The organism is Thalassospira sp. ABD4_177, from assembly GCF_056160125.1.
The window spans coordinates 365,378-384,312 of record NZ_JBSWWO010000001.1 but is presented as its reverse complement, the minus strand read 5'-3'; the positions used below and the strand labels follow the sequence as shown (position 1 = coordinate 384,312).

Here is an 18,935-nt window from a genome sequence, read left to right as displayed (position 1 = left end):
AGAGAGAGCCCGGGATGACCGACGTCCTGACCGAAAACGCACCCCAGACCGATGCCCCTGCGACGCAGGACGGGCCATCGCTGTCCGACTTCGTTTCGCGCGCCGCCAATGGGCAGGCTGCCGACGGCCGTCGTGATCTGGTGGGCATCACCCGCGAAGAGCTGACCGAAATCATGGCCGGCATGGGTGAAAGCAAATTCCGCGTCAAACAGCTCTGGAACTGGATCTATAACCGCGGTGTCACCGACATCGAGGACATGACCAACATTTCCAAAAAGCTGCGTGATCGTCTTTCCCAGGACTTCTATGTCGGTCGTCCGCTTCTGACAGCCGATCAGAAAAGCTCGGACGATACCCATAAATGGCTGATGAAATTCCATGACGGGAATGAGGCCGAGACGGTCTATATCCCCGATCGCAACGAAGATCGCGGTGCTGTCTGCATTTCATCCCAGGTCGGCTGCACGCTGACCTGCAAATTCTGCCATACCGGCACACAGCTTCTGGTGCGCAACCTGACCCCGGGCGAAATCGTCAGCCAGTTCATGGTTGCACGTGACAGCTACGGCGAATGGCCGACCCCGGCCAATGGCATCCGCCGCCTGTCGAACATCGTCATGATGGGCATGGGCGAGCCGCTGTTTAACTATGAAAACGTTCGCGATGCGCTGCGCATTGCCATGGACGGCGAAGGCATTTCGATCTCGCGCCGCCGTGTCACGCTCTCGACCTCGGGCGTGGTGCCGGAAATCGTACGTTGTGGCGAGGATCTTGGTGTTGGTCTGGCGATTTCGCTGCATGCACCTGATGATGATTTGCGCAACGAAATCATGCCGATCAACAAGAAATATCCGCTGAAAGAACTGATGGATGCCTGCCGGAACTATCCGGGCATGTCCAATGCGCGTCCGATCACCATGGAATATGTCATGCTCAAAGGCGTGAACGACAAACCCGAACATGCCCGCGCACTTGCCAAGCTGGTCAAAGGCGTTCACTGCAAGTTCAACCTGATCCCGTTCAACAAATGGCCGGGTTCGGATTACGAATGCACGCCGACCAACGACATCAAGAAATTCGCGCAAATTCTGCTCGATAACGGCTACGAAGCCCCGATCCGCTGGCCGCGCGGCCGCGATATCTTGGCGGCCTGTGGTCAGCTCAAATCCGAAAGCCAGCGTCAGCGCAAATCACGCGTTGGATCCGCTGGTGGCTGTGGCAAAACCGGCCCCGGTGACGACAAGGTCGTTGCCGCCCAGTAAAACCGCAACGCCTCGGAATACACACGAAACCCGCTGGAAACAGCGGGTTTTTTGTTTTTGGCAGCCAATTACCTCTGCGTGATCAGCGCTTCATGACGGACTGGGTAAACGACACTCCCCAAATTGGGATATTGGGCAATTTTCCCATGGCGTAATTTCGGCACCATCAAGGAACCCTGCCGGAGACCGGAAATGGCTGCTCGTAAAACCGCCCTGATGGCCTTTGCCCTGACCATAGCCACCGTCGTGCCCAGTAATGCACAGGCAAATGACCACACATCGCTCAGTTTCGGGGTCGTCCCGCAACAGTCGGCCAGCCGTCTGGCCCGCATCTGGCTGCCGATCCTTGAAAAGCTGGAACAGAAAAGCGGCTATCAGATCAAGTTCGCCACTGCCAAGGACATCCCGACCTTTGAGGCCTGCTTGGCGCAGGGCGCTTATGACATCGCCTATATGAACCCGTATCACTATGTCGTTTTCAGTGATGTGAGTGGCTATCGCGCCATCGGCCGCCAGCAGGATCATCGCCTGCGTGGTCTTCTGGTCACCCGCAAGGACAGCACGATTGAAACCCTTGATGATCTCGATGGTCAGGAAGTGGCCTTTCCATCCCCGGCCGCCTTTGGCGCCAGTGTCATTCCCCGCGCCGAAATCGCCGGACGCGGTATTTCCATTAGCGAAAACTACGTCAACTCGCACGATTCGGTCTATATGGCGGTCGCCAATGGTCTGACCGTTGCCGGTGGCGGCGTCAAACGCACCTGGAACACCATTCCTGATGCCATCCGCGATCAGTTGAGCGTGTTCTATCAGACCGATCCCTATTCCCCGCATGCCTTTGCCGTGCATTCCACCTTGACCGAAGAACAGGCCAAGGCTTTTCGTGATGCACTGACCGCACTTGATGCAGATACCCTCGCTCCGCTGGGCATGAAGGGGATCGAGGCGGGTGTTGACGGTGATTGGGATGATATTCGTGGGCTTGGCCTGACGAAAAAAGACACCGGTGTCGTTGTTGAGGACAGCAACCAATGTCATTCCGGCTAAAAACAGTTCTCGGCATCGCCATCATCGAAATTACTCTGTTGGCCATTCTCGTCATCAGCGGACTTGGTTATCTTCGGTCCTCAAACGAGACCCGGTTGATTGAACAGGCACAGACATCCTCGAAATTGCTTGCTACTATGACGACCGATGCCGTTGTAGCCCTTGATCTGGCAACCATTGCAGAACTGGTCGCCCAAGCCATCGACAATCCCGGTATCACCTATGCCCGTGTGCGCGATGTCGACGGTAATGTTCTGGCTGCGGCTGGCGATCCGCTCATTCTCAGGCGTTCGTTTGTTGCCGATAGTACCATTTCCGATGCCGACACTGACAATGTCTATGATGTCGCTGCACCGATCTTGATCGGCAATACGGTGTTTGGCACTGTTGAACTTGGCCTGTCGACGACACAACTCCATGAAACCATTGCCGAAGCCGGCGAATGGATGCTCGGTATTGCCGCGGCTGAAATCCTGCTGGTTGCCGCATTTGGCAGCATGCTGGGCGGCTTTCTCACCCGCCAGCTCAGCCGGCTTCAGGATGCCGCGGCGCGTGTCGCGGCGGGTGATTTCGGCTATACCATGGAGCTGCGCGGACAGGATGAACTGGCCGATACCGCGCACAGCTTCAATACCATGTCGACCGCGTTGCTCGCCTATCGCAACCGGGCCGAAACTGTCCTGCGCGAAACCGATAACCGCCGCGTTCAGGCCGAAGACCGCCTATATGCCGCCCTGCAAAACATTCCCCAGGCCGTCACCATCATCAACGGCGCAGACGAAGTCATTCATATCAACCGCGCCTGTCGCGAGATGTATGAGCTTGATGCCATCCCCGAAGGCATGTCGATCCCGCTTGATCGCATGGTGTCCGAACAGGTCCATAATGTCGGCCTGATGCCCTCTGTCGACGTCTCTATCAATAGCCGCACTGTGCCGGAAGAAGACCGCATCCGCATTCAACTTGAACAGACGGCCGGGTTGGAAGAGCAGGCACAATGGGAATTTCAGCTGTTTGATCAGCGCATTATCCTTAATCACATGTGCCGCTTGCCCGATGGCGGGCGGGTGATTGTTTCGACCGATGTGTCGGAACTTCATCGCAAGGCCGAAGACCGCCGTCGCGAAGAATTCACCGAACTTGGCAAGCAACGCCTCGAAAGCCTGGGTACGCTTGCCGGTGGCATCGCGCATGAGCTCAACACCCCGATCCAGTTTGTCGATTCCAACCTCGGCTTCATCAAGGATGCCGCCAACCGCCTGTCCGCCTATGCCAAGGATCTTGAAGACGAGCTTGTCAAAACCAAGAAGCAAGCCGTCATTGCCCTGCTCAATGAACGCTATGATGTTGATTTCCTGCGCGAAGAAATGCCCGATGCGCTCGAACAGACCGAAGACGGCCTCAAGCGGATTACCGATATCGTCAAGGCGATCAAGATTTACTCCCATCCGGGTCAAGGCAATGCCCAACTGACCAATCTCGCCGAAGTGATCCGCAATGCGGTGACGGTCACCACCAATCAGTGGCGCTATGTCGCCGAACTCAAGACCGAGATCGACGACACTATCGCCCCGCTTGTCGTCAATTCCGGCGAGTTGGGGCAGGTTCTGGTCAATCTGATCATTAATGCGGCTGACGCCATCAAGGAACGCCGCGATCAGGGCGACCCGCAAGATGGCCTGATCACCATCACCGCCTGTCAGGATGAAGAATCGGTCTATATGGTCGTGACCGACAATGGCACCGGCATGCCCGAAGAGGTCCGCAAACGCATCTTCGATCCATTCTACACCACCAAGGAAATTGGCAAGGGTACGGGGCAGGGCTTGTCGATCTCACGCGCGATCATTTGCAAGAACCATTCAGGCAACCTGGCTGTCGACAGCAAACCGGGCGAAGGTACGCGCTTTGTCATTCAGTTGCCGCGTGATGCATCGGTTGCGGCCTAAGTTAATTGATCAGCAAAATGATTCGGTAACGGGATTTCAGGCGCAGCTATCCGACGATTTTACTACATTAAGGATAATCAGATATATCTGTTTGATTATTCCCAGCGCAGCTGCGGCTTTTTCGTCAGGTCCTTTTGCGGGGTGGTGATATTGTCGATATTGATGTTCATGATCAGGATGCCGCCAAGGCCGCCTTCGGTCATCTCGGACAATCTGCTGCCCACCCGATCGCGATCAAGTTCCGCAAGATAGGCATCGCGTGCGGCCTCATCGACAAAATCAATATTCACGGCGTGGGTAAACCCCTGACCCATCCAGCTTCCGGGAAGCTTCGCCCCGCCACAAAAGGCCACCGTCCCTGGTACGGCAAGGGCGGCCTGCTCAAGTTGGCGGAACATGGTCTCGACCTCGGTCGGGTCGGCGTAGTTTGGAATCTGCAAAAGGACGATATGACGGATCATGAACTGTCCCCCCTCGAGCCATCTGCAACCTGCCAGCTTGCCGGATCGATGGTTTTGGGCAGCAGGACATATTTCTGACCGGGCCGGTTCATATGCCCGGCATAAAGGGCGGCGTCCTCGCCCGGGCCAAAGAAGATATCACCGCGCACCGGCCCACGAATGGCCCCGCCGGTATCCTGGGCGATCATCAAACGCCGGAATTTGCGGTCTGCATTCATCGGATCGCTGGTTTCAAGCCAGACCGGCACCCCCATGGCATGGAACCGCCGATCCACCGCCAGTGACCGACCAGGTTCCAACGGCACGCCCTGCGATCCCAGTGGTCCGGCCTCGGGATCATTGGGATCCACCTTAAGCGGTTGGAAAAACACATAAGATGCGTTGGTATTCATCACCGCATCGGCTTCGTCCGGATTGTCATGCAACCATTTGCGGATCGATTGCAGCGATACGGTCTCACGCGTTAGCACCCCACGCGCAATCAGTTCACGTCCGATGGCAAAGTAGGGATGCCCATTGGTTGCGGCATAGCCAACGCGCAGCACGCTGTCATCAGGCAAAACCACCCGGCCAGATCCCTGAATTTGCAGGAAAAACGCATCGACCGCGTCATCCACCCAGACCAGCTCAAGATCGCGCTCGGATAACGCCCCTTCTTCGATCGCTTCGCGGTCGTAATAGGGTTTTACCGAACTGCCCGACAAACGCCCGACCAGCTTGGTGCCTTTGAGATCCTCGCGAAACTCGCCAAGATCAATCGAAACCATGTCATTTGGTTTGAGATAAAGCGGGGTTTGATAGGCGCCCCCACGGGCCAGCTGGCCTTGCAATTCCGGCTCGTAATAGCCGGTGAACAGGCCTTCTGCCTTATCGCGATTACCGCTGAGATACGGTCTGAAGCCGCTTTCAAAGAAGGTCCCTGCGTCTTCTTTGCGCAGGCTTTCGACATCAATCGTAACCGCCGTCTGGCAAAGATCGCGCCACTGGCCAATCGTTCCCATGCGCGGATCGGGGCCAACGGCCCGGTCATCATCACGCCTGAGCATCGCCTTGCACGACCGGGCAAAAGCGCGCACCGAGCCGCGCATGTCATCGCCCTGCCAGCCATCAAGTTCCCCAAAACTCGCCGGGCGGAGCGTCAGTTTGTCTTCAACCTCGGCCGGAGGTTCGATCTGTCCGGTAATTTGTGGCCAGAACATCCAGATCAGGGCCGCCGCCGCACCCACCAGGACGGAAATCAGCGAAAGGCTGCGCGATAAAACCAGTCGTCTTTTCAAGATGGAATCCGTTTTTCAGAACAGTTCTACGAAAACCCGATCTTGCCCCTGACATGCTTAACAAGGCGATAACTGCCCGCGCGCCGTGTCATCCGGACATGAAAAAAGGCGACCCGGTTTGTCGTATCGCCTTTGATATGTATTCGGTTTTTACGAAACCCGGATCAGTCGGTGGTTTCTTCTTCCGGGGTTTCGGTTGCCACCAGCTGCCAGTTCGGATCGCGGCTTTCGATATTGCGCGCAAATGTCCAAAGGTCTTCGGCCTCGACCACCTGATTGGGGTCACCATCAACCACATCGCCTTCGGCATTGCGGATGACCGAAACTTCCTCGGAAACGAACTTCACCGTGACATAGGCCGTGCGGCCTTCAAGGCTGGCATCATGGATGGACGCGCTCTTGATGCCGACCAGGGTGGTTTCCTCGTGCTCGCCTTTTTCAGCGCGCGCATCAATGGCAGATGCGAAATTCTTGTACACCTCGGCCGAAAGCAGCGGGTTCAGACCGTCCTTGTCGCCCTTGGCGAAATATTCGACGATCATTTCGAACGCCATGCGCGCACCATTCAGGAAGTCCTGCTGGGTAAAGTTCGGATCGTGTTTCTGGATCTGCTGCAGGGTCGCAAACGTGCCGGACGGAACATTTGCGTCTTCCTGATCGTTACCGGAGTCCGGCAGGCGATAAACGTTATCGGTCTGAGGAGCGGTGTCGTTCTGACCATCATTTTCATGGGCATTGTCATGGGTCTGACGGCCAAAGATATCGGACGGTCCCTGTTTTTCATTGCCGGTACGCCGGCCCAGAACGCCGCGCAGACGCAGCACAAGGAAAACCGCAATCAGAGCGAATAAGAATATATCGAAATACTGCAAGACCGGTCTCTTGATCCTAGTGGTTTCAAACTGGTTGCACTTATATCACAACCGTGGTCGAGAGATGGTATGAACTTAACCAAATGCAAGGGCAACTGCCGATCGCGCCCGAAGATGTGATCATCTTCACCCTTCACCTGCACCATCCTCAGGCATATGGGGCCAAAGGACGATCTGCCGCATTTTTGTCGCGTTGTCGTTTTAGCGTCCCGACCATCTATAAGGACGACAGTCTGCAGATTAATGAGAAATCACTGAAATCCAAGTTGTTTTCTGCAATAGTTTCAGCAAGACGTCAGCTTTGAGCACAAACATCATGTGTTAAAGCGATACTTGCGGGCCGCTGTGCTAAAAAATCGCCAGTAAACGGAGAAGAAATGGGCTTTTATTTTCTCGCGATATTCGTCGCCATGCCGATCATCGAGATCGCGGTCTTTATCCAGGCCGGCGAACTGATCGGGCTGTGGCCGACCATTGGTGTGGTTGTCCTGACCGCCATCATTGGCACGTCGCTGATGCGCGCCCAGGGCCTGCAGACCCTTGCCAAGGCACAAAGCCAGATGGATCAGGGCGAAATGCCCATCGGGGCGATGTTTGACGGAATCTGCATTCTGGTGGCCGGTGTGTTGTTGCTGACGCCTGGGTTTGTCACCGATACGTTTGGCTTCCTGCTTCTGGTGCCGCCACTGCGTCAGCTGATCGGGGCCAAAGTCATCATGAAGCTCGTCCAGTCGGGCAATATCCGCACCAATTTCGGCGGCGGATTTGGCGGATCACATCCCGGCGGTCCACATGGACCACACGGCGCACGTGGTCCGGGCGCAGGCGGGACCCGCCGACCCGGTGCGGGACCGATCATTGATGGCGATTTCGAAGATGTCAGCCCGCATGATCCGTCCAACGATACCGGGCAGGGTGACGATACGGAAACACCGCGCAATCTGCCGCCCCATAACGATCCACGCGACGAGACGCGCTGATTTCACGGGAAAATCACAAAATCAGAAGGTTGGCTGATATGTTAGAGCACGTCGCGTTTAATCTGCGCCATTTTGCCGGAGACAGTCTTCTGTCGCACAAGGAAAGATCCGCAGAGCGTAGCGGCGCTACGGTCAAGGATCCTGACGCAGTGGGGCGAAAGACTGTCCCGGCCCGAAGGGTTTGATTTTGGCGTGCCGTTTGGCAAGGCACGGCGTGCAGAGCGATGCGGCGCATCGGTCAAACGGTGTAACGCCGCGAAACGCCGCCAAAATCAAACAAAATGATGCAAATTAAGCGCGACGTGCTCTAGTCAACCTTCTTTGATTCTAGGGGTCTGATGGCAAATGACATCAGGCAAACCCGCAGAATTAAGCGCTTTGCGCGTCTTGCGATTGGCTTGCCCGTCTCTGTCAGACGTGCTAGGCCAACAAGTCCAATTCATCTGCCGCGATGAGGCGGCGTCAGTAACAAGCATTTCAGTAAGGGCCGCGCGCCAAACTGAGCGCTTTTTTCTGATCAAGGCAAAATGACCTCTAAGGGAGCTAGACTTTAATGGCCGACGAGAATACCACCGGTGCAGAAGGCGCTGCAGACCAACAGCAGCAGCAGCCGTCAAACCCGATCACGATCCATACCCAGTATATCAAGGATCTGTCGTTCGAAAACCCGAACGCACCGGAAAGCGTTGCCCTGCAGCAGCAGCCGCAAATCAATATTGATGTTGATGTTGAGGCCCGCACCACCCAGGACCAGAAACTTCACGAAGTCACCATCAAGATCAATGTCAAAGCCGACGTTGCTGAAAAGGTCGCCTTCATTGCCGAACTGCAGTATGGCGCTGTGGTAACGCTCAATGTTTCTGACGAACATCGCCTGCCGGTTCTGATGATCGAAGTGCCGCGTATGCTGTTCCCGTATGTCCGCAAGATCATCTCTGACCTGACCGCAGATGGTGGCTTCCCGCCGCTGATGATGCAGCAGATTGATTTTGCTGATCTTTTCCGCAAGAAATTCGCCAAAAAGATGGAAGGTCAGCCGGCCGGAAACGCCTGATTGAGCCCATCATATTGCTTTTGGTTCGATACCAAAACAATATAAAGACAAAGGCCGCCAGTTTGGCGGCCTTTTTATTTTAAAATCGTAATGAAATGCGAATTCGTCGGATGCCGTCTGGCAACCCGCTAGCAATCAGAACGGTTTTGCGATCACCATGAAGACGACGATGATCATCAGAACCGTCGGTACTTCATTGAAAATGCGATAGAATTTCTGCGATTTGGTGTTGGCATCCGCTTCGAACGCGCGGCGATAACGCGCCAACATCATGTGCGAGATGGTCATCAGCACCACACATAAAAGCTTGGCGTGGAACCAACCCTGCGACAGGGCATCAATGGCAAAGACCAGATGGCCGCCAAACAGCCAGGTGGCAATCATCGCCGGGTTCATGATCGCACGCAGCAAACGGCGTTCCATCACCTTGAACTTCTCGCTGGCTTCCGATCCCGGCGCCACTTCGCAGTGATAGACATAAAGCCGCGGCAGATACAGAAGACCCGCCATCCAGGCGATCACGCTGATGACATGCAGGGATTTGATAATGCTGTAACTATCCATCTCTCTCTTCTTTCGGGTCCAAACTCAGTCACATAATCGTCGCGGTCTCCCGGATTTGTGCGGATATGCGGAGCAAAATCGCAGGAAGATCTATATCTTTCAAGATTTTGCGACAACATAGCCCGTGCAAATCCGGGTGATCCAAAGGACAATTGATATGAGAGAAAGCCTCTGCGTCAAAACCCTTGACCGGGGATCACCCCGCTCTGCGGGCTTTTCCTAGCTTTTTCTCTCATATCAGTTGCCGGGGCGGTCATGTGACTGAGTTTGGACCCGATGTTTAGCGTGCGGTGCGCCAACCTTAACAGCAAAAAGGCCGATCCCCCAATGGAACCGGCCTGATCGGCATGCGATGTGTGATCTAGGCCCCGGCGGGCTTCAGACCGGGCTGTTTGGCCGCAGCACAGGAATGTTCATCCGGGCACCACCAGCCGCGCGTCTCAACCGACGGGTCATCGGCACCCTTTTCATCAAGTTCTTCCTGAGTTTGTTTTACAACCGAAACAAGACCGTTGATGAATTTCGGATGGGAGCACACCGTGCGCACCCGCTCATAGACCGGCACATGTTTTTCATGCGCCAGTTCGCCATATTCGATATCGAGTTCGACCAGGGTTTCCGAATGCTCGGTGACAAAGGCAATCGGCACAACGACAATCGCCTTGTTTTCTTTGCCAGCACGCTCGATCTCGTCCTCGGTCGATGGGCCGATCCATTCCATCGGTCCGACCCGGCTTTGATAGCAGACATTCCAGTCTAGCCCGTCGATTGCCATCTTCTCGACCACCGCGGCCGAGGTTTTTTCGATCTGCGACTGATAGGGATCGCCACGCTTGGTAATCACGGCTTTCGGCACGCCATGGGCAGAAAACAGGATACGCGGCTTATCAATGCCAAGCTCGCTTGCCTTGTCACATGCCCGTTCATAGCCGGCCTTGATCATTTCGGCCGATGCATCCACAAAGCCCGGATTGGTCGGATAGCAGCATGCGGTCTTGATCGGGGAGCTGAGGCCTATCTTCTTGCAGGCCCGTTTCCAGTCCTTGACCGACGATCCGCTGGTTGTCGTGGAAAATTGCGGATAAAGCGGCAGCAAAATCTGTTCAACCGCACCCCATGCCTTGACCTCGGCCGCGGTATCATCGGCAAACGGCTTCCAGTAGCGCATGGCAATGAAGCAACGGTTTTCATAACCGTCATCTTCGCCATTGAGCGCCACCTGCAAGGCATCGGCCTGTTCCTGGGTCAGTTCCAGAAGCGGCGATTTGCCACCGATATGATCATAGATCTCGCGCGCAATCGGGGCGCGGCGACGTGAAATCAGCTTTGCCAGCAAAAACCGGAACGGGTTGGGCAGGCTGATGATCGCCGGATCGTTAAACAGGTTGAACAGAAACGGCTCGACAGAGGCCGGACTGTCCGGACCCCCCAGATTGAAAAGTACAATGGCGCGTTTCTTGCGCGTCGTTTCGGACATTTGGCTATCCTTCATGGCACAGCGTGTTTCAACCGGTTCCCGACAAACCGGACATTTGCATAAATCCTTCGCGCTCCGGGGCCTATTCTGGTCAAACAGGTGCGGAGCGCAACCAACTTAGGCCACTATACGCATTGAATTTTTCAATCGATTTGATTGATTTCAAAAATCACAAAATAAAATGCAGCAATTGCCGACATTTATCCTTTGTAATCCCGAATGAAGTTCACCAGCTGCTCGACATGTTCCGGCGGGGTTTCCGGCGTGATGCCATGGCCAAGGTTAAAGATGAACGGCCCCTTGCCCAGCGTATCGAGGATGCGTTTGGCTTCATCAAACATCGGATCACCGCCCGTGATCAGCAACATCGGGTCAAGATTGCCCTGGACCGGCCCCAGTGTCTGAAGGTTTTCGGCCACCCAATCGAGTTTCACCCCGCTATCAAGGCCGACCGCCGTCACACCGGTTTTCTGTTTGAAATCCACCAGATGCAAACCACAGCCCCGCGGGAAGCCGATAATCGGCAGATCCGGATGCACGGCGCGCAAATTGGCAACGATCTGTTTGGTCGGCTCGATCACCCAGCGATTAAAGCCGGTTTCGGACAAAACCCCGCCCCAGGTTTCAAACAGCTGAATGCATTCTGCGCCAGCTTCAACCTGTTTGAGCAAATATTGCGTAGTCGCCTCAACCACGATGTCGATCAGTTTGGCAAAACCATCGTGATCGCCATAGGCAAAGCGGCGAATATTGGGAAAGTCCTTGGAGCCTTTACCCTCAACCATATAGGTCGCAACGGTCCAGGGTGCCCCGGCAAAGCCGATCAGCGCTGTGCTGGACGGAATGGCGGTCGAGAGCTTGGAAACCGTCTCATAGATCGGACCAAGGGTGTCATGAATGCCATCAAGCGAAAGCTTGCCTAGGCCCGAAGCATCTCTGATGGCCTCAAGCTGTGGGCCTTCACCCTGCTTGAATGCCAAATGCTGACCCAGTGCCTGCGGTATAACGAGGATATCGGAGAACAATATTGCCGCATCGAAGTTATAGCGCCGTAGCGGCTGCAACGTAACTTCGCAGGCAAGATCGGGATTATAGCAAAGATCAAGGAAAGAGCCTGCTTCTGCACGCGTGGCCTTGTATTCTGGCAAATAGCGGCCAGCCTGCCGCATCAGCCAGATTGGCGGTGTGGCAAGAGTTTCACCGGCAAGGGAACGCAAGAAGGTCTTCTGGGTGTTGGGCATCTGGTTTCCTGTTCGTCTGTCCCGATCGCTTTTAAAGCTTGGCTCCGGTTCTGAGCGGATCGTTAGAATGGTCCGGAACCGGTTTTGTTATTTTGTGAAATGTGTCCTGGGGCCTTTGCCCGAACGTTTTCCACGTTCTGCCTAACAAAACCTTATTTAAGAAAAAAGGATGTTGTTTGTGAGTGGTTCCCTGTGGATAACAGGGATTAAATTTCGCGCACAGTTTATCCACATTCCGACTCGGGAAAAATGATTCATCTCAAGCGGTCTTGGGGAAAACTGTGTACGACTCCGAACGACTCTCAGACTCTGCCTTGGGAAAAGACGTTTTTGAATATCGGGGATAAGGTGAATAAGTCTGGTTTTCGCATTCTTATCCCTGTTATTACGGGAAAAAATCGGCACTTATCCCGCTCGGGACAGAGCGTTTGAGAAATTTTGTATGAGTGGGAGGATAAATTCTGTGGAAAAAATCGGGTCGGAGTCGCTCCCGTTATCCACAATTATCCACAGGCCCGACTCCGATCTGCTAACTTCGGGTTGCGGCAAAAATACTATGCATCCAGATAGTGATCGGTATTTTGAACAGCCCGGTGGGCGTTTGAACAAATTTTGAAAAATCGCTTGGCGCGCAAAAAGTGGATAAGATTCTGCTTGTGGGCCCGGATTTTGGCCAAAGAAACGGACAAGCATGGTCGGGACGGACAAAATTTTCCATCTTCATCTGGTCTCGGACTCAACCGGTGAAACCGTCGATGGCATTGCGCGCGCCTGTGTCGCGCAGTTTCCCGATGTGCGGGCCCATGAACATGTCTGGTCGCTGATCCGCACCGACGCACAGCTGGCGCGTGTTCTGGCCGATATCGAACGCAATCCCGGTATCGTCCTTTATACCGTTTTTGACAGCGACATCCGTCGCAAGCTTGAAGAAGGCTGTCGTCGTCTGCAGGTCCCGCACAGCCATGTGCTTGATAATACCGTGACCATGATGGCGGGCTATCTGGGCCAGCAATCGCACGGCCGGACCGGTGCGCTCCATAAAATGGACGAGGAATATTTCAGCCGGATCGAGGCGATCGATTACACGCTGTCTCATGATGACGGCCAGTCCGGCTGGGATCTGGAAGAAGCCGATGTGGTGATTGTCGGGGTGTCGCGCACCTCGAAAACACCGACCTCGGTCTATCTGGCCAATCGCGGCATCAAGACCGCCAATATTCCCTTTGTGCCGGGCTGCCCATTGCCACCCGAACTTGATCAGCTGAACAAGCCGCTGGTGGTCGGGTTGATCAAGGATGTCGATCAGCTGGTCTCGATCCGGAAAAACCGTCTGCGCCAGATCGAACGCGGCGAGGGCGGGGATTACGTCGATCCGGTTGCTGTGCGTGATGAAGTTCATCAGGCCCGGCGTTACTTTACCGAACGCGGCTGGAAGATCATTAATGTGACCCGCCGTTCCATCGAAGAAACCGCGGCCATCATTCTTTCAACCATGTATGACCGGCGCGGTCACTAAAGGTGCGGCCGATAAACAAGGTCGCGCCCACCAATCAGGATAAAGCCATGCCCAACACCCATCGTCTTATTCTCGCATCCAGCAGCAAGGCCCGCCACGCCATGCTAACCAATGCGGGTATTAATTGCGAAGCCGTCGCCTCGATGATTGACGAGGATGGCTATAAACAGGCGATGAAGGCCGAGGGCGCCAGTGCTGCCGAAGCCGCAGAAACGCTCGCCGAAATGAAGGCGCTGCGCATGTATCGTCAGCAGCCTGACGCCATCGTCATTGCCGCCGATCAGATGCTGGAATGTAATGGCATCTGGTTTGACAAGCCGATGGACCGTGACAATACCCGTGCCCAGCTTCTTTCACTGCGCGGGAAAAGCCACAAGCTGGTTTCGGCCGCTGTTATATATAAAGAGGGCTCGCGCATCTGGGGCACGATCGATACCGCCCATCTGACTGTCCGCAACTTCACCGATGAATGGCTCGAAGACTATCTCGATGCTGCCGGCGAAGAGATCTATCACTGTGTCGGCGGCTATCAGCTTGAAGGCCTTGGTGCGCAGCTCTTTACCGAGGTGCGCGGCGATTATTTCACCGTCCTTGGCATGCCGCTTTTGCCGCTGATCGGCTTCTTGCGTGATCATGGCGTTCTAAAAGCATAGAAAAAAACAAACCGATAATAAGAATTCAGGCAGGAAACCTCATCCATGACCCCGCGTAATCCCTATCGCACATTGACCGGAACCTCGCGCCTGGCAGGCGTGATGGGCTGGCCGGTCTCGCATTCGAAATCGCCGCGCCTGCATGGTTACTGGTTGGCGAAATACGGCATTGATGGCTGCTATATGCCACTCCCCGTGGAGCCGGAAAACTTTCAGGCGGCCCTGATTTCCCTGCGCAATCTTGGTTTTTCCGGGGTCAATGTCACCATTCCGCAAAAGGAAATGGCGATGCCCGAATGTGATGAGCTTTCAGATCGGGCGCGGCGCATTGGCGCAGTCAATACCGTCACCTTTTCCAAGGATGGTCGGATGTGGGGCGATAACACCGATGGATACGGCTTTATCGAAAACCTGCGTCAGGAAGCCCCGGATATCGCCTTTGCCTCTGGTCCAGCCGTTGTGCTGGGCGCGGGTGGGGCGTGCCGCGCGGTTTTGGTTGCTTTGCTGGATGAAGGCAGCCCGGAAATCCGGCTCGCTAACCGTACGCGCAAACGCGCCGAGGACTTGGCCAAGGAAATCAACGATCCACGGATCAAGGTCGTTGACTGGCCGTTGGCACCCGAAGCCCTCGACGGAGCGTCGCTTGTGGTCAATACCACCAGCCTTGGCATGGTCGGTCAGCCCAAGCTTGAAATTGATCTGACCGGCTTGCCGCAAACAGCCCTTGTCACCGATATTGTCTATGCACCGCTGATGACCGACCTTCTGGTGCAGGCAAAGGAGCGCGGCAATCCGATTGTTGATGGCTTGGGCATGTTGCTGCATCAGGCACGACCGGGTTTCCATCGCTGGTTCGGGATTGATCCGGAAGTCACCCAGGAACTGCGCGACTTCGTTCTTTCGCCTGATTAAGAATATATTGGTGATCTTACAATGAAAATTCTTGGGTTAACCGGCTCTATCGGCATGGGCAAGTCAACCGCGGCGGCGATGTTTCGTCACCTTGGGGTGCCGGTCCATGATGCCGATGCCACGACCCATGAATTGATGGCGCCAACCGGACGGGCGTTTGATCCGATTGCGGCGGCTTTTCCCGATGTGATCCATGATGGCCGGATTGATCGACAGGCATTGGGCAAGATCGCCTTTGCCGATCCGGGGGTCTTGAAAAAGCTTGAAACCATTTTGCATCCGCTGGTGCGCGACGGTGAAAACCGGTTTCTGGCCAAACAACGGCGTCTGGGTCGCAAATTGGTTGTTCTCGACATCCCGCTTCTCTACGAAACCAATGGTGAAAAGCGTTGTGATCATGTTGCGGTTGTGTCAGCACCTGGGTTTATTCAACGCCAACGTGTTCTTTCGCGACAGGGGATGACGGACGCAAAATTTTCCGCCATTCTGTCCAAACAGATGCCCGATATCGAAAAGCGAAAGCGTGCCGATTTCATCATCCCGACAGGCTTGGGACGTGCGGTTACTTTTCAATATATTCAGGGCATTATTGACCAACTGCGTTGATCACTGGACCCAGAATAGATGCGTGAGATTGTCCTCGATACCGAGACCACTGGCCTTGATCCGTATGCCGACCACAGGCTTGTTGAAATTGGCTGTATCGAACTGATCAATCACATGCCAACGGGCCGTCAGTATCACCAGTATATCAATCCCCAGCGCCCGATGCCCAAAGAGGCATTTGATGTTCACGGTCTGGGTGATGATTTCCTCAAAGATCAGCCGGTCTTTGCCGAGGTCGCCGATGATTTCGTCGAATTCATTGGCGAAGATTCGGTTCTGGTCATTCACAATGCCAGCTTTGACATGAAGTTCCTTAATGCGGAACTGGAATGGCTGAACAAACCGCGCATTGCCATGGACCGGGCGCTTGATACGGTTCAGATGGCGCGCAAGAAATTCCCCGGATCCCCGGTCAGCCTTGATGCGCTGTGTCGACGGTTTAAGATCGACAACTCAAACCGTACCCTGCACGGCGCGCTGCTTGACTCCGATTTGCTGGCCCAGGTTTACCTTGAACTGCTTGGCGGGCGTCAGCATGGCCTGTCGCTTGATCCCAATGCGTTAAATGGCAATCAGGATGATGAAAACGGCGGTCGTCGGGTTCTCGGGCCCAAGGGCAACCGGCTTGAACCCAGGCCGCACGTGATCAGCGACGAAGAGCTCGCCGCCCACGAAGCCTATATCGAGGCCAAGGTCAAAGACGCCCTCTGGCTTGCAAAGCAAGAGGCATAAGATGGGAAAACGGCAGTGGCCAACATTGCGTTTTCGAGATCTGTATTTCAAAAGATGCGCCCGACGCCTTGCCAAAGCCCTGTTGGTGGCGATGGTTCTCAATGCAGCCCCTGTTGGTGTTCATGCCCAGCAAACCGGGGCGAAAGACCCATCTGACCCGACCGTCTTTGATGGCACCTATATTATCCATCTCTCTGAAAGCGCACGTGTAAGGTCAAGCGGCCGTCCGGAGCCCGGCTATTTCGATAGCCTTGCCATTGAACTGTTCGCCAAAACCGGCCTTGCGGTTGAAATCGTGCCGCAGATGCCGTGGAAACGTCAGATGGAGCTGGCCGAACGCGAAACCGGCCATGTCGTGTATCCCACCACCCGCATTGATTATCGCGAAGACGTTTTCAAATGGGTCGGTCCGGTCAGCCGCACCATCTGGAACCTGTATGGCTTTGAAAACACAGGCTGGCGCGACCTGACGTTTCAAGCGCTGTTGCGCGATGCCCGGATCGGGGTTCTGATGGGATCTGCGCGCGAGGCCTATTTGCGTGATCGCGGTGCGGAACAGTTGATCACGGTGCCACGCGAAGAGCTTTTGTTGCCAATGATGATGGCGGGCCGCGTTGATCTGATTGCGGTGGGTGGCAATATCCTGCGCCATTATGTCAATCAGGCCCGCAGCCAATCGCCCAAAACGACGGTGCCCGACATCGCCGGGGCCGTGCCATATCGAACCTGCTATCTTTACATCGCGATTAGCGGTGATGTACCCGATGCGGATGTCACAAAGCTCCAGACACAGCTTGATAACTTCAAGACCAATGGCTTCTTCATTGAAAACCGTCGTTCGCACGGTCTTTCGACCAATCTGGAAAGCTCGTTCCTCAAGGCGATGCTGAACCTTGATAATAACGGCGTGACCTGTGTCGATCTGAACGGGGTCGGGCCGTAAGCGCGCAGTTCGGAAGGACCTAAATCCGCGCGCCCAACTGATTTTCAAACCAACATATTGTCGTCCCGATACCGAATTCGGGTATGGGCGCGGTTGCGCGAAAAGCTCGGACACGGCAATATGCCGCGAACATTCCTTGGGTGACCGGGCTGTTGCGAACAGGCACTATCGAACCGTCGATACAGCTTGGCGCATATGGACCGCGCCGGCTGCATATCGTTCTGGTAGATGACAAGTAAAAGACCCAATAAGCGACGCCGTACCATCACGGAAGATGAAAAGACCCTGTGGGAGGTCTTTACCCGTGACGTCAAACCCTTGCGCAACAAAAAGCGCAAAGGGGACGACGACGTGGCCGCATCAGACGATGAAATCCACACCAGTGACACCGCGATCACCCTGCCGGACAATCTTGGTGACAAGCTCGAACAATCCGAGCAAAGCCGGGCGGCGCGCAATCTGCCCTCGGCCCGTAATGCCGATCGCGGCCCGCAGATCAAGAACCGCCAGCTTGGTGAACTTCAACCCGGTGTCACCGACGGCATCGATCGTTCGACCGCCAACAAATTCCAGAAAGGCAAGATGTCGATCGACGGGCGCATTGACCTGCATGGCATGACCCAGGACGTCGCCCATAATGCCCTTAATGCCTTTATCGAGGACAGCTGGCGGGCCGGAAAGCGCTGTGTTCTGGTGATTACCGGCAAGGGATCGCGCGCCGATGAATATGGCCGCACCGGTCTGTTGCGCGAACGCACCCCGCAATGGCTGAGTGCGCCGCGCCTGCGCAACCGCATCCTTGCCATCAATCAGGCCCAGATTCAGCACGGCGGGGCCGGGGCCTTTTATGTTTTGTTGAAACGGAGACGCCCGTGACACCTTTTGGCAATCGCATCAGGGAACTCCGTGCACGCAATAATGTGACGCTGACGGACATGGCAACCGCGCTTCAGCTCTCACCGGCCTATCTGTCCGCCCTTGAGCACGGCCATCGCGGGCGGCCGAGCCCCGGTCTGGTGCAGCAAATCTGTGGCTATTTCAATCTGGTCTGGGACGAGGTCGATGACATCAAACGCCTCGCCCAGCTGTCCCATCCCAAGGTCACCGTCGATACCGCCGGGCTTGAGCCCGCGGCAACCGAACTTGCCAACCTGCTGTCGGAACGCATTGCCGGCCTGAGCGACGATCAGCTTGATCGCATGCTTGAAATCGTGCGCGAACGTCCGGCCTAGGACGTCTTTTTCGCAACGCTTGAGCCCATATTTCCGTAACTGTTGATCGAATTCGGGGTAATCAGCCGCCAAAAACGTGTTTTTTGTACAACGTGAGGGGGAAAATAGCCGATTTCATTGAATCACGGTTTGACTATTGCGATTTTCAAGGGTATCA

General features: G+C 55.2%; 19 protein-coding genes. 13 read left to right on the top strand and 6 right to left on the bottom strand.

The window, feature by feature from the left end; genetic code table 11:
- Nucleotides 1-14: 14 nt before the first annotated feature.
- From rlmN to ACXAF0_RS01775, 3 genes are all read left to right on the top strand, one after another.
- Nucleotides 15-1,262 (top strand): dual-specificity RNA methyltransferase RlmN, encoded by a 1,248-nt coding sequence (gene rlmN / locus ACXAF0_RS01785; protein ID WP_475343065.1) that lies wholly within the window; start codon nt 15-17, stop codon nt 1,260-1,262.
- A 192-nt stretch (nt 1,263-1,454) separates the two neighbouring features.
- Nucleotides 1,455-2,309, top strand: a complete 855-nt coding sequence (locus tag ACXAF0_RS01780; RefSeq protein WP_475343064.1) for a phosphate/phosphite/phosphonate ABC transporter substrate-binding protein — start codon at nt 1,455-1,457, stop codon at nt 2,307-2,309.
- The gene (locus tag ACXAF0_RS01775; protein WP_475343063.1) at nt 2,294-4,258 is read left to right on the top strand and encodes an ATP-binding protein; all 1,965 of its coding nucleotides are present in this window, start codon (nt 2,294-2,296) and stop codon (nt 4,256-4,258) included. The genes ACXAF0_RS01780 and ACXAF0_RS01775 overlap by 16 nt, the downstream gene beginning before the upstream one ends.
- A 95-nt stretch (nt 4,259-4,353) precedes the next feature.
- Here the strand turns inward: ACXAF0_RS01775 and ACXAF0_RS01770 are convergent, their stop codons facing one another.
- The 3 genes from ACXAF0_RS01770 to ACXAF0_RS01760 form a co-directional block, all read right to left on the bottom strand.
- Entirely contained in the window at nt 4,354-4,719 is a 366-nt protein-coding gene (locus tag ACXAF0_RS01770; RefSeq protein ID WP_475343062.1) for a Dabb family protein, read from the bottom strand.
- Nucleotides 4,716-5,996 carry a murein transglycosylase A gene (mltA, locus tag ACXAF0_RS01765; RefSeq protein ID WP_475343061.1) on the bottom strand — a complete coding sequence of 427 codons (1,281 nt, stop codon included), beginning with the start codon at nt 5,994-5,996 and terminating at the stop codon, nt 4,716-4,718. The genes ACXAF0_RS01770 and mltA overlap by 4 nt, the downstream gene beginning before the upstream one ends.
- A 164-nt stretch (nt 5,997-6,160) precedes the next feature.
- A complete protein-coding gene (locus ACXAF0_RS01760) occupies nt 6,161-6,868 on the bottom strand; it encodes a Tim44/TimA family putative adaptor protein (RefSeq protein WP_475343060.1) in 708 nt (235 codons plus the stop codon).
- 377 nt (nt 6,869-7,245) lie between these two features.
- Here ACXAF0_RS01760 and ACXAF0_RS01755 point away from each other — a divergent pair, with 377 nt between their 5' ends.
- Complete coding sequence (locus ACXAF0_RS01755; RefSeq protein ID WP_475343059.1) at nt 7,246-7,848, top strand: FxsA family protein; 603 nt, start codon at nt 7,246-7,248, stop codon at nt 7,846-7,848.
- Between the two features lie 553 nt (nt 7,849-8,401).
- Nucleotides 8,402-8,902, top strand: coding sequence for a protein-export chaperone SecB (secB, locus tag ACXAF0_RS01750; protein WP_475343058.1), 501 nt, complete (start codon nt 8,402-8,404; stop codon nt 8,900-8,902).
- A gap of 135 nt (nt 8,903-9,037) precedes the next feature.
- On the opposite strand, the gene hemJ is transcribed toward secB, so the two are convergent.
- The 3 genes from hemJ to hemE all read right to left on the bottom strand — a co-directional run bounded on the left by hemJ (nt 9,038) and on the right by hemE (nt 12,184).
- Nucleotides 9,038-9,466, bottom strand: coding sequence for a protoporphyrinogen oxidase HemJ (gene hemJ, locus ACXAF0_RS01745; RefSeq protein ID WP_044829906.1), 429 nt, complete (start codon nt 9,464-9,466; stop codon nt 9,038-9,040).
- A gap of 361 nt (nt 9,467-9,827) precedes the next feature.
- Nucleotides 9,828-10,943, bottom strand: coding sequence for a ferrochelatase (gene hemH, locus ACXAF0_RS01740; protein ID WP_475343057.1), 1,116 nt, complete (start codon nt 10,941-10,943; stop codon nt 9,828-9,830).
- A 200-nt stretch (nt 10,944-11,143) separates the two neighbouring features.
- Nucleotides 11,144-12,184, bottom strand: a complete 1,041-nt coding sequence (gene hemE / locus ACXAF0_RS01735) for a uroporphyrinogen decarboxylase (protein ID WP_475343056.1) — start codon at nt 12,182-12,184, stop codon at nt 11,144-11,146.
- A gap of 691 nt (nt 12,185-12,875) precedes the next feature.
- Here hemE and ACXAF0_RS01730 point away from each other — a divergent pair.
- The 8 genes from ACXAF0_RS01730 to ACXAF0_RS01695 all read left to right on the top strand — a co-directional run bounded on the left by ACXAF0_RS01730 (nt 12,876) and on the right by ACXAF0_RS01695 (nt 18,778).
- Nucleotides 12,876-13,700, top strand: coding sequence for a pyruvate, water dikinase regulatory protein (locus tag ACXAF0_RS01730; protein WP_475343055.1), 825 nt, complete (start codon nt 12,876-12,878; stop codon nt 13,698-13,700).
- A gap of 47 nt (nt 13,701-13,747) precedes the next feature.
- Complete coding sequence (locus tag ACXAF0_RS01725) at nt 13,748-14,353, top strand: Maf family protein (protein ID WP_475343054.1); 606 nt, start codon at nt 13,748-13,750, stop codon at nt 14,351-14,353.
- A 45-nt stretch (nt 14,354-14,398) separates the two neighbouring features.
- Complete coding sequence (locus tag ACXAF0_RS01720) at nt 14,399-15,265, top strand: shikimate dehydrogenase (RefSeq protein ID WP_475343053.1); 867 nt, start codon at nt 14,399-14,401, stop codon at nt 15,263-15,265.
- A 21-nt stretch (nt 15,266-15,286) separates the two neighbouring features.
- Nucleotides 15,287-15,871: a dephospho-CoA kinase gene (gene coaE / locus ACXAF0_RS01715; protein WP_475343052.1), complete on the top strand. Its 585-nt coding sequence runs from the start codon at nt 15,287-15,289 to the stop codon at nt 15,869-15,871.
- 18 nt (nt 15,872-15,889) lie between these two features.
- Nucleotides 15,890-16,603: a DNA polymerase III subunit epsilon gene (gene dnaQ / locus ACXAF0_RS01710; RefSeq protein WP_475343051.1), complete on the top strand. Its 714-nt coding sequence runs from the start codon at nt 15,890-15,892 to the stop codon at nt 16,601-16,603.
- Nucleotide 16,604: 1 nt separating this feature from the next.
- Nucleotides 16,605-17,546, top strand: coding sequence for a substrate-binding periplasmic protein (locus tag ACXAF0_RS01705; RefSeq protein WP_475343050.1), 942 nt, complete (start codon nt 16,605-16,607; stop codon nt 17,544-17,546).
- A 228-nt stretch (nt 17,547-17,774) separates the two neighbouring features.
- On the top strand, nt 17,775-18,422 hold the full coding sequence (locus ACXAF0_RS01700) for a Smr/MutS family protein (protein WP_475343049.1): 648 nt from the start codon (nt 17,775-17,777) through the stop codon (nt 18,420-18,422).
- Complete coding sequence (locus ACXAF0_RS01695; protein ID WP_044829896.1) at nt 18,419-18,778, top strand: helix-turn-helix domain-containing protein; 360 nt, start codon at nt 18,419-18,421, stop codon at nt 18,776-18,778. Before ACXAF0_RS01700 ends, ACXAF0_RS01695 begins: the two co-directional genes overlap by 4 nt.
- The last annotated feature ends 157 nt before the right edge of the window (nt 18,779-18,935 follow it).

What these genes read in the sequence shown, in the direction of transcription:
- rlmN (WP_475343065.1), top strand. Translation starts at nt 15, where the DNA reads ATGACCGACGTCCTGACCGAAAACGCACCCCAGACCGATGCCCCTGCG.
- ACXAF0_RS01780 (WP_475343064.1), top strand. Translation starts at nt 1,455, where the DNA reads ATGGCTGCTCGTAAAACCGCCCTGATGGCCTTTGCCCTGACCATAGCC.
- ACXAF0_RS01775 (WP_475343063.1), top strand. Translation starts at nt 2,294, where the DNA reads ATGTCATTCCGGCTAAAAACAGTTCTCGGCATCGCCATCATCGAAATT.
- ACXAF0_RS01770 (WP_475343062.1), bottom strand. Translation starts at nt 4,719, where the DNA reads ATGATCCGTCATATCGTCCTTTTGCAGATTCCAAACTACGCCGACCCG.
- ACXAF0_RS01755 (WP_475343059.1), top strand. Translation starts at nt 7,246, where the DNA reads ATGGGCTTTTATTTTCTCGCGATATTCGTCGCCATGCCGATCATCGAG.
- secB (WP_475343058.1), top strand. Translation starts at nt 8,402, where the DNA reads ATGGCCGACGAGAATACCACCGGTGCAGAAGGCGCTGCAGACCAACAG.
- hemJ (WP_044829906.1), bottom strand. Translation starts at nt 9,466, where the DNA reads ATGGATAGTTACAGCATTATCAAATCCCTGCATGTCATCAGCGTGATC.
- hemH (WP_475343057.1), bottom strand. Translation starts at nt 10,943, where the DNA reads ATGTCCGAAACGACGCGCAAGAAACGCGCCATTGTACTTTTCAATCTG.
- hemE (WP_475343056.1), bottom strand. Translation starts at nt 12,184, where the DNA reads ATGCCCAACACCCAGAAGACCTTCTTGCGTTCCCTTGCCGGTGAAACT.
- ACXAF0_RS01730 (WP_475343055.1), top strand. Translation starts at nt 12,876, where the DNA reads ATGGTCGGGACGGACAAAATTTTCCATCTTCATCTGGTCTCGGACTCA.
- ACXAF0_RS01725 (WP_475343054.1), top strand. Translation starts at nt 13,748, where the DNA reads ATGCCCAACACCCATCGTCTTATTCTCGCATCCAGCAGCAAGGCCCGC.
- ACXAF0_RS01720 (WP_475343053.1), top strand. Translation starts at nt 14,399, where the DNA reads ATGACCCCGCGTAATCCCTATCGCACATTGACCGGAACCTCGCGCCTG.
- coaE (WP_475343052.1), top strand. Translation starts at nt 15,287, where the DNA reads ATGAAAATTCTTGGGTTAACCGGCTCTATCGGCATGGGCAAGTCAACC.
- dnaQ (WP_475343051.1), top strand. Translation starts at nt 15,890, where the DNA reads ATGCGTGAGATTGTCCTCGATACCGAGACCACTGGCCTTGATCCGTAT.
- ACXAF0_RS01705 (WP_475343050.1), top strand. Translation starts at nt 16,605, where the DNA reads ATGGGAAAACGGCAGTGGCCAACATTGCGTTTTCGAGATCTGTATTTC.
- ACXAF0_RS01700 (WP_475343049.1), top strand. Translation starts at nt 17,775, where the DNA reads ATGACAAGTAAAAGACCCAATAAGCGACGCCGTACCATCACGGAAGAT.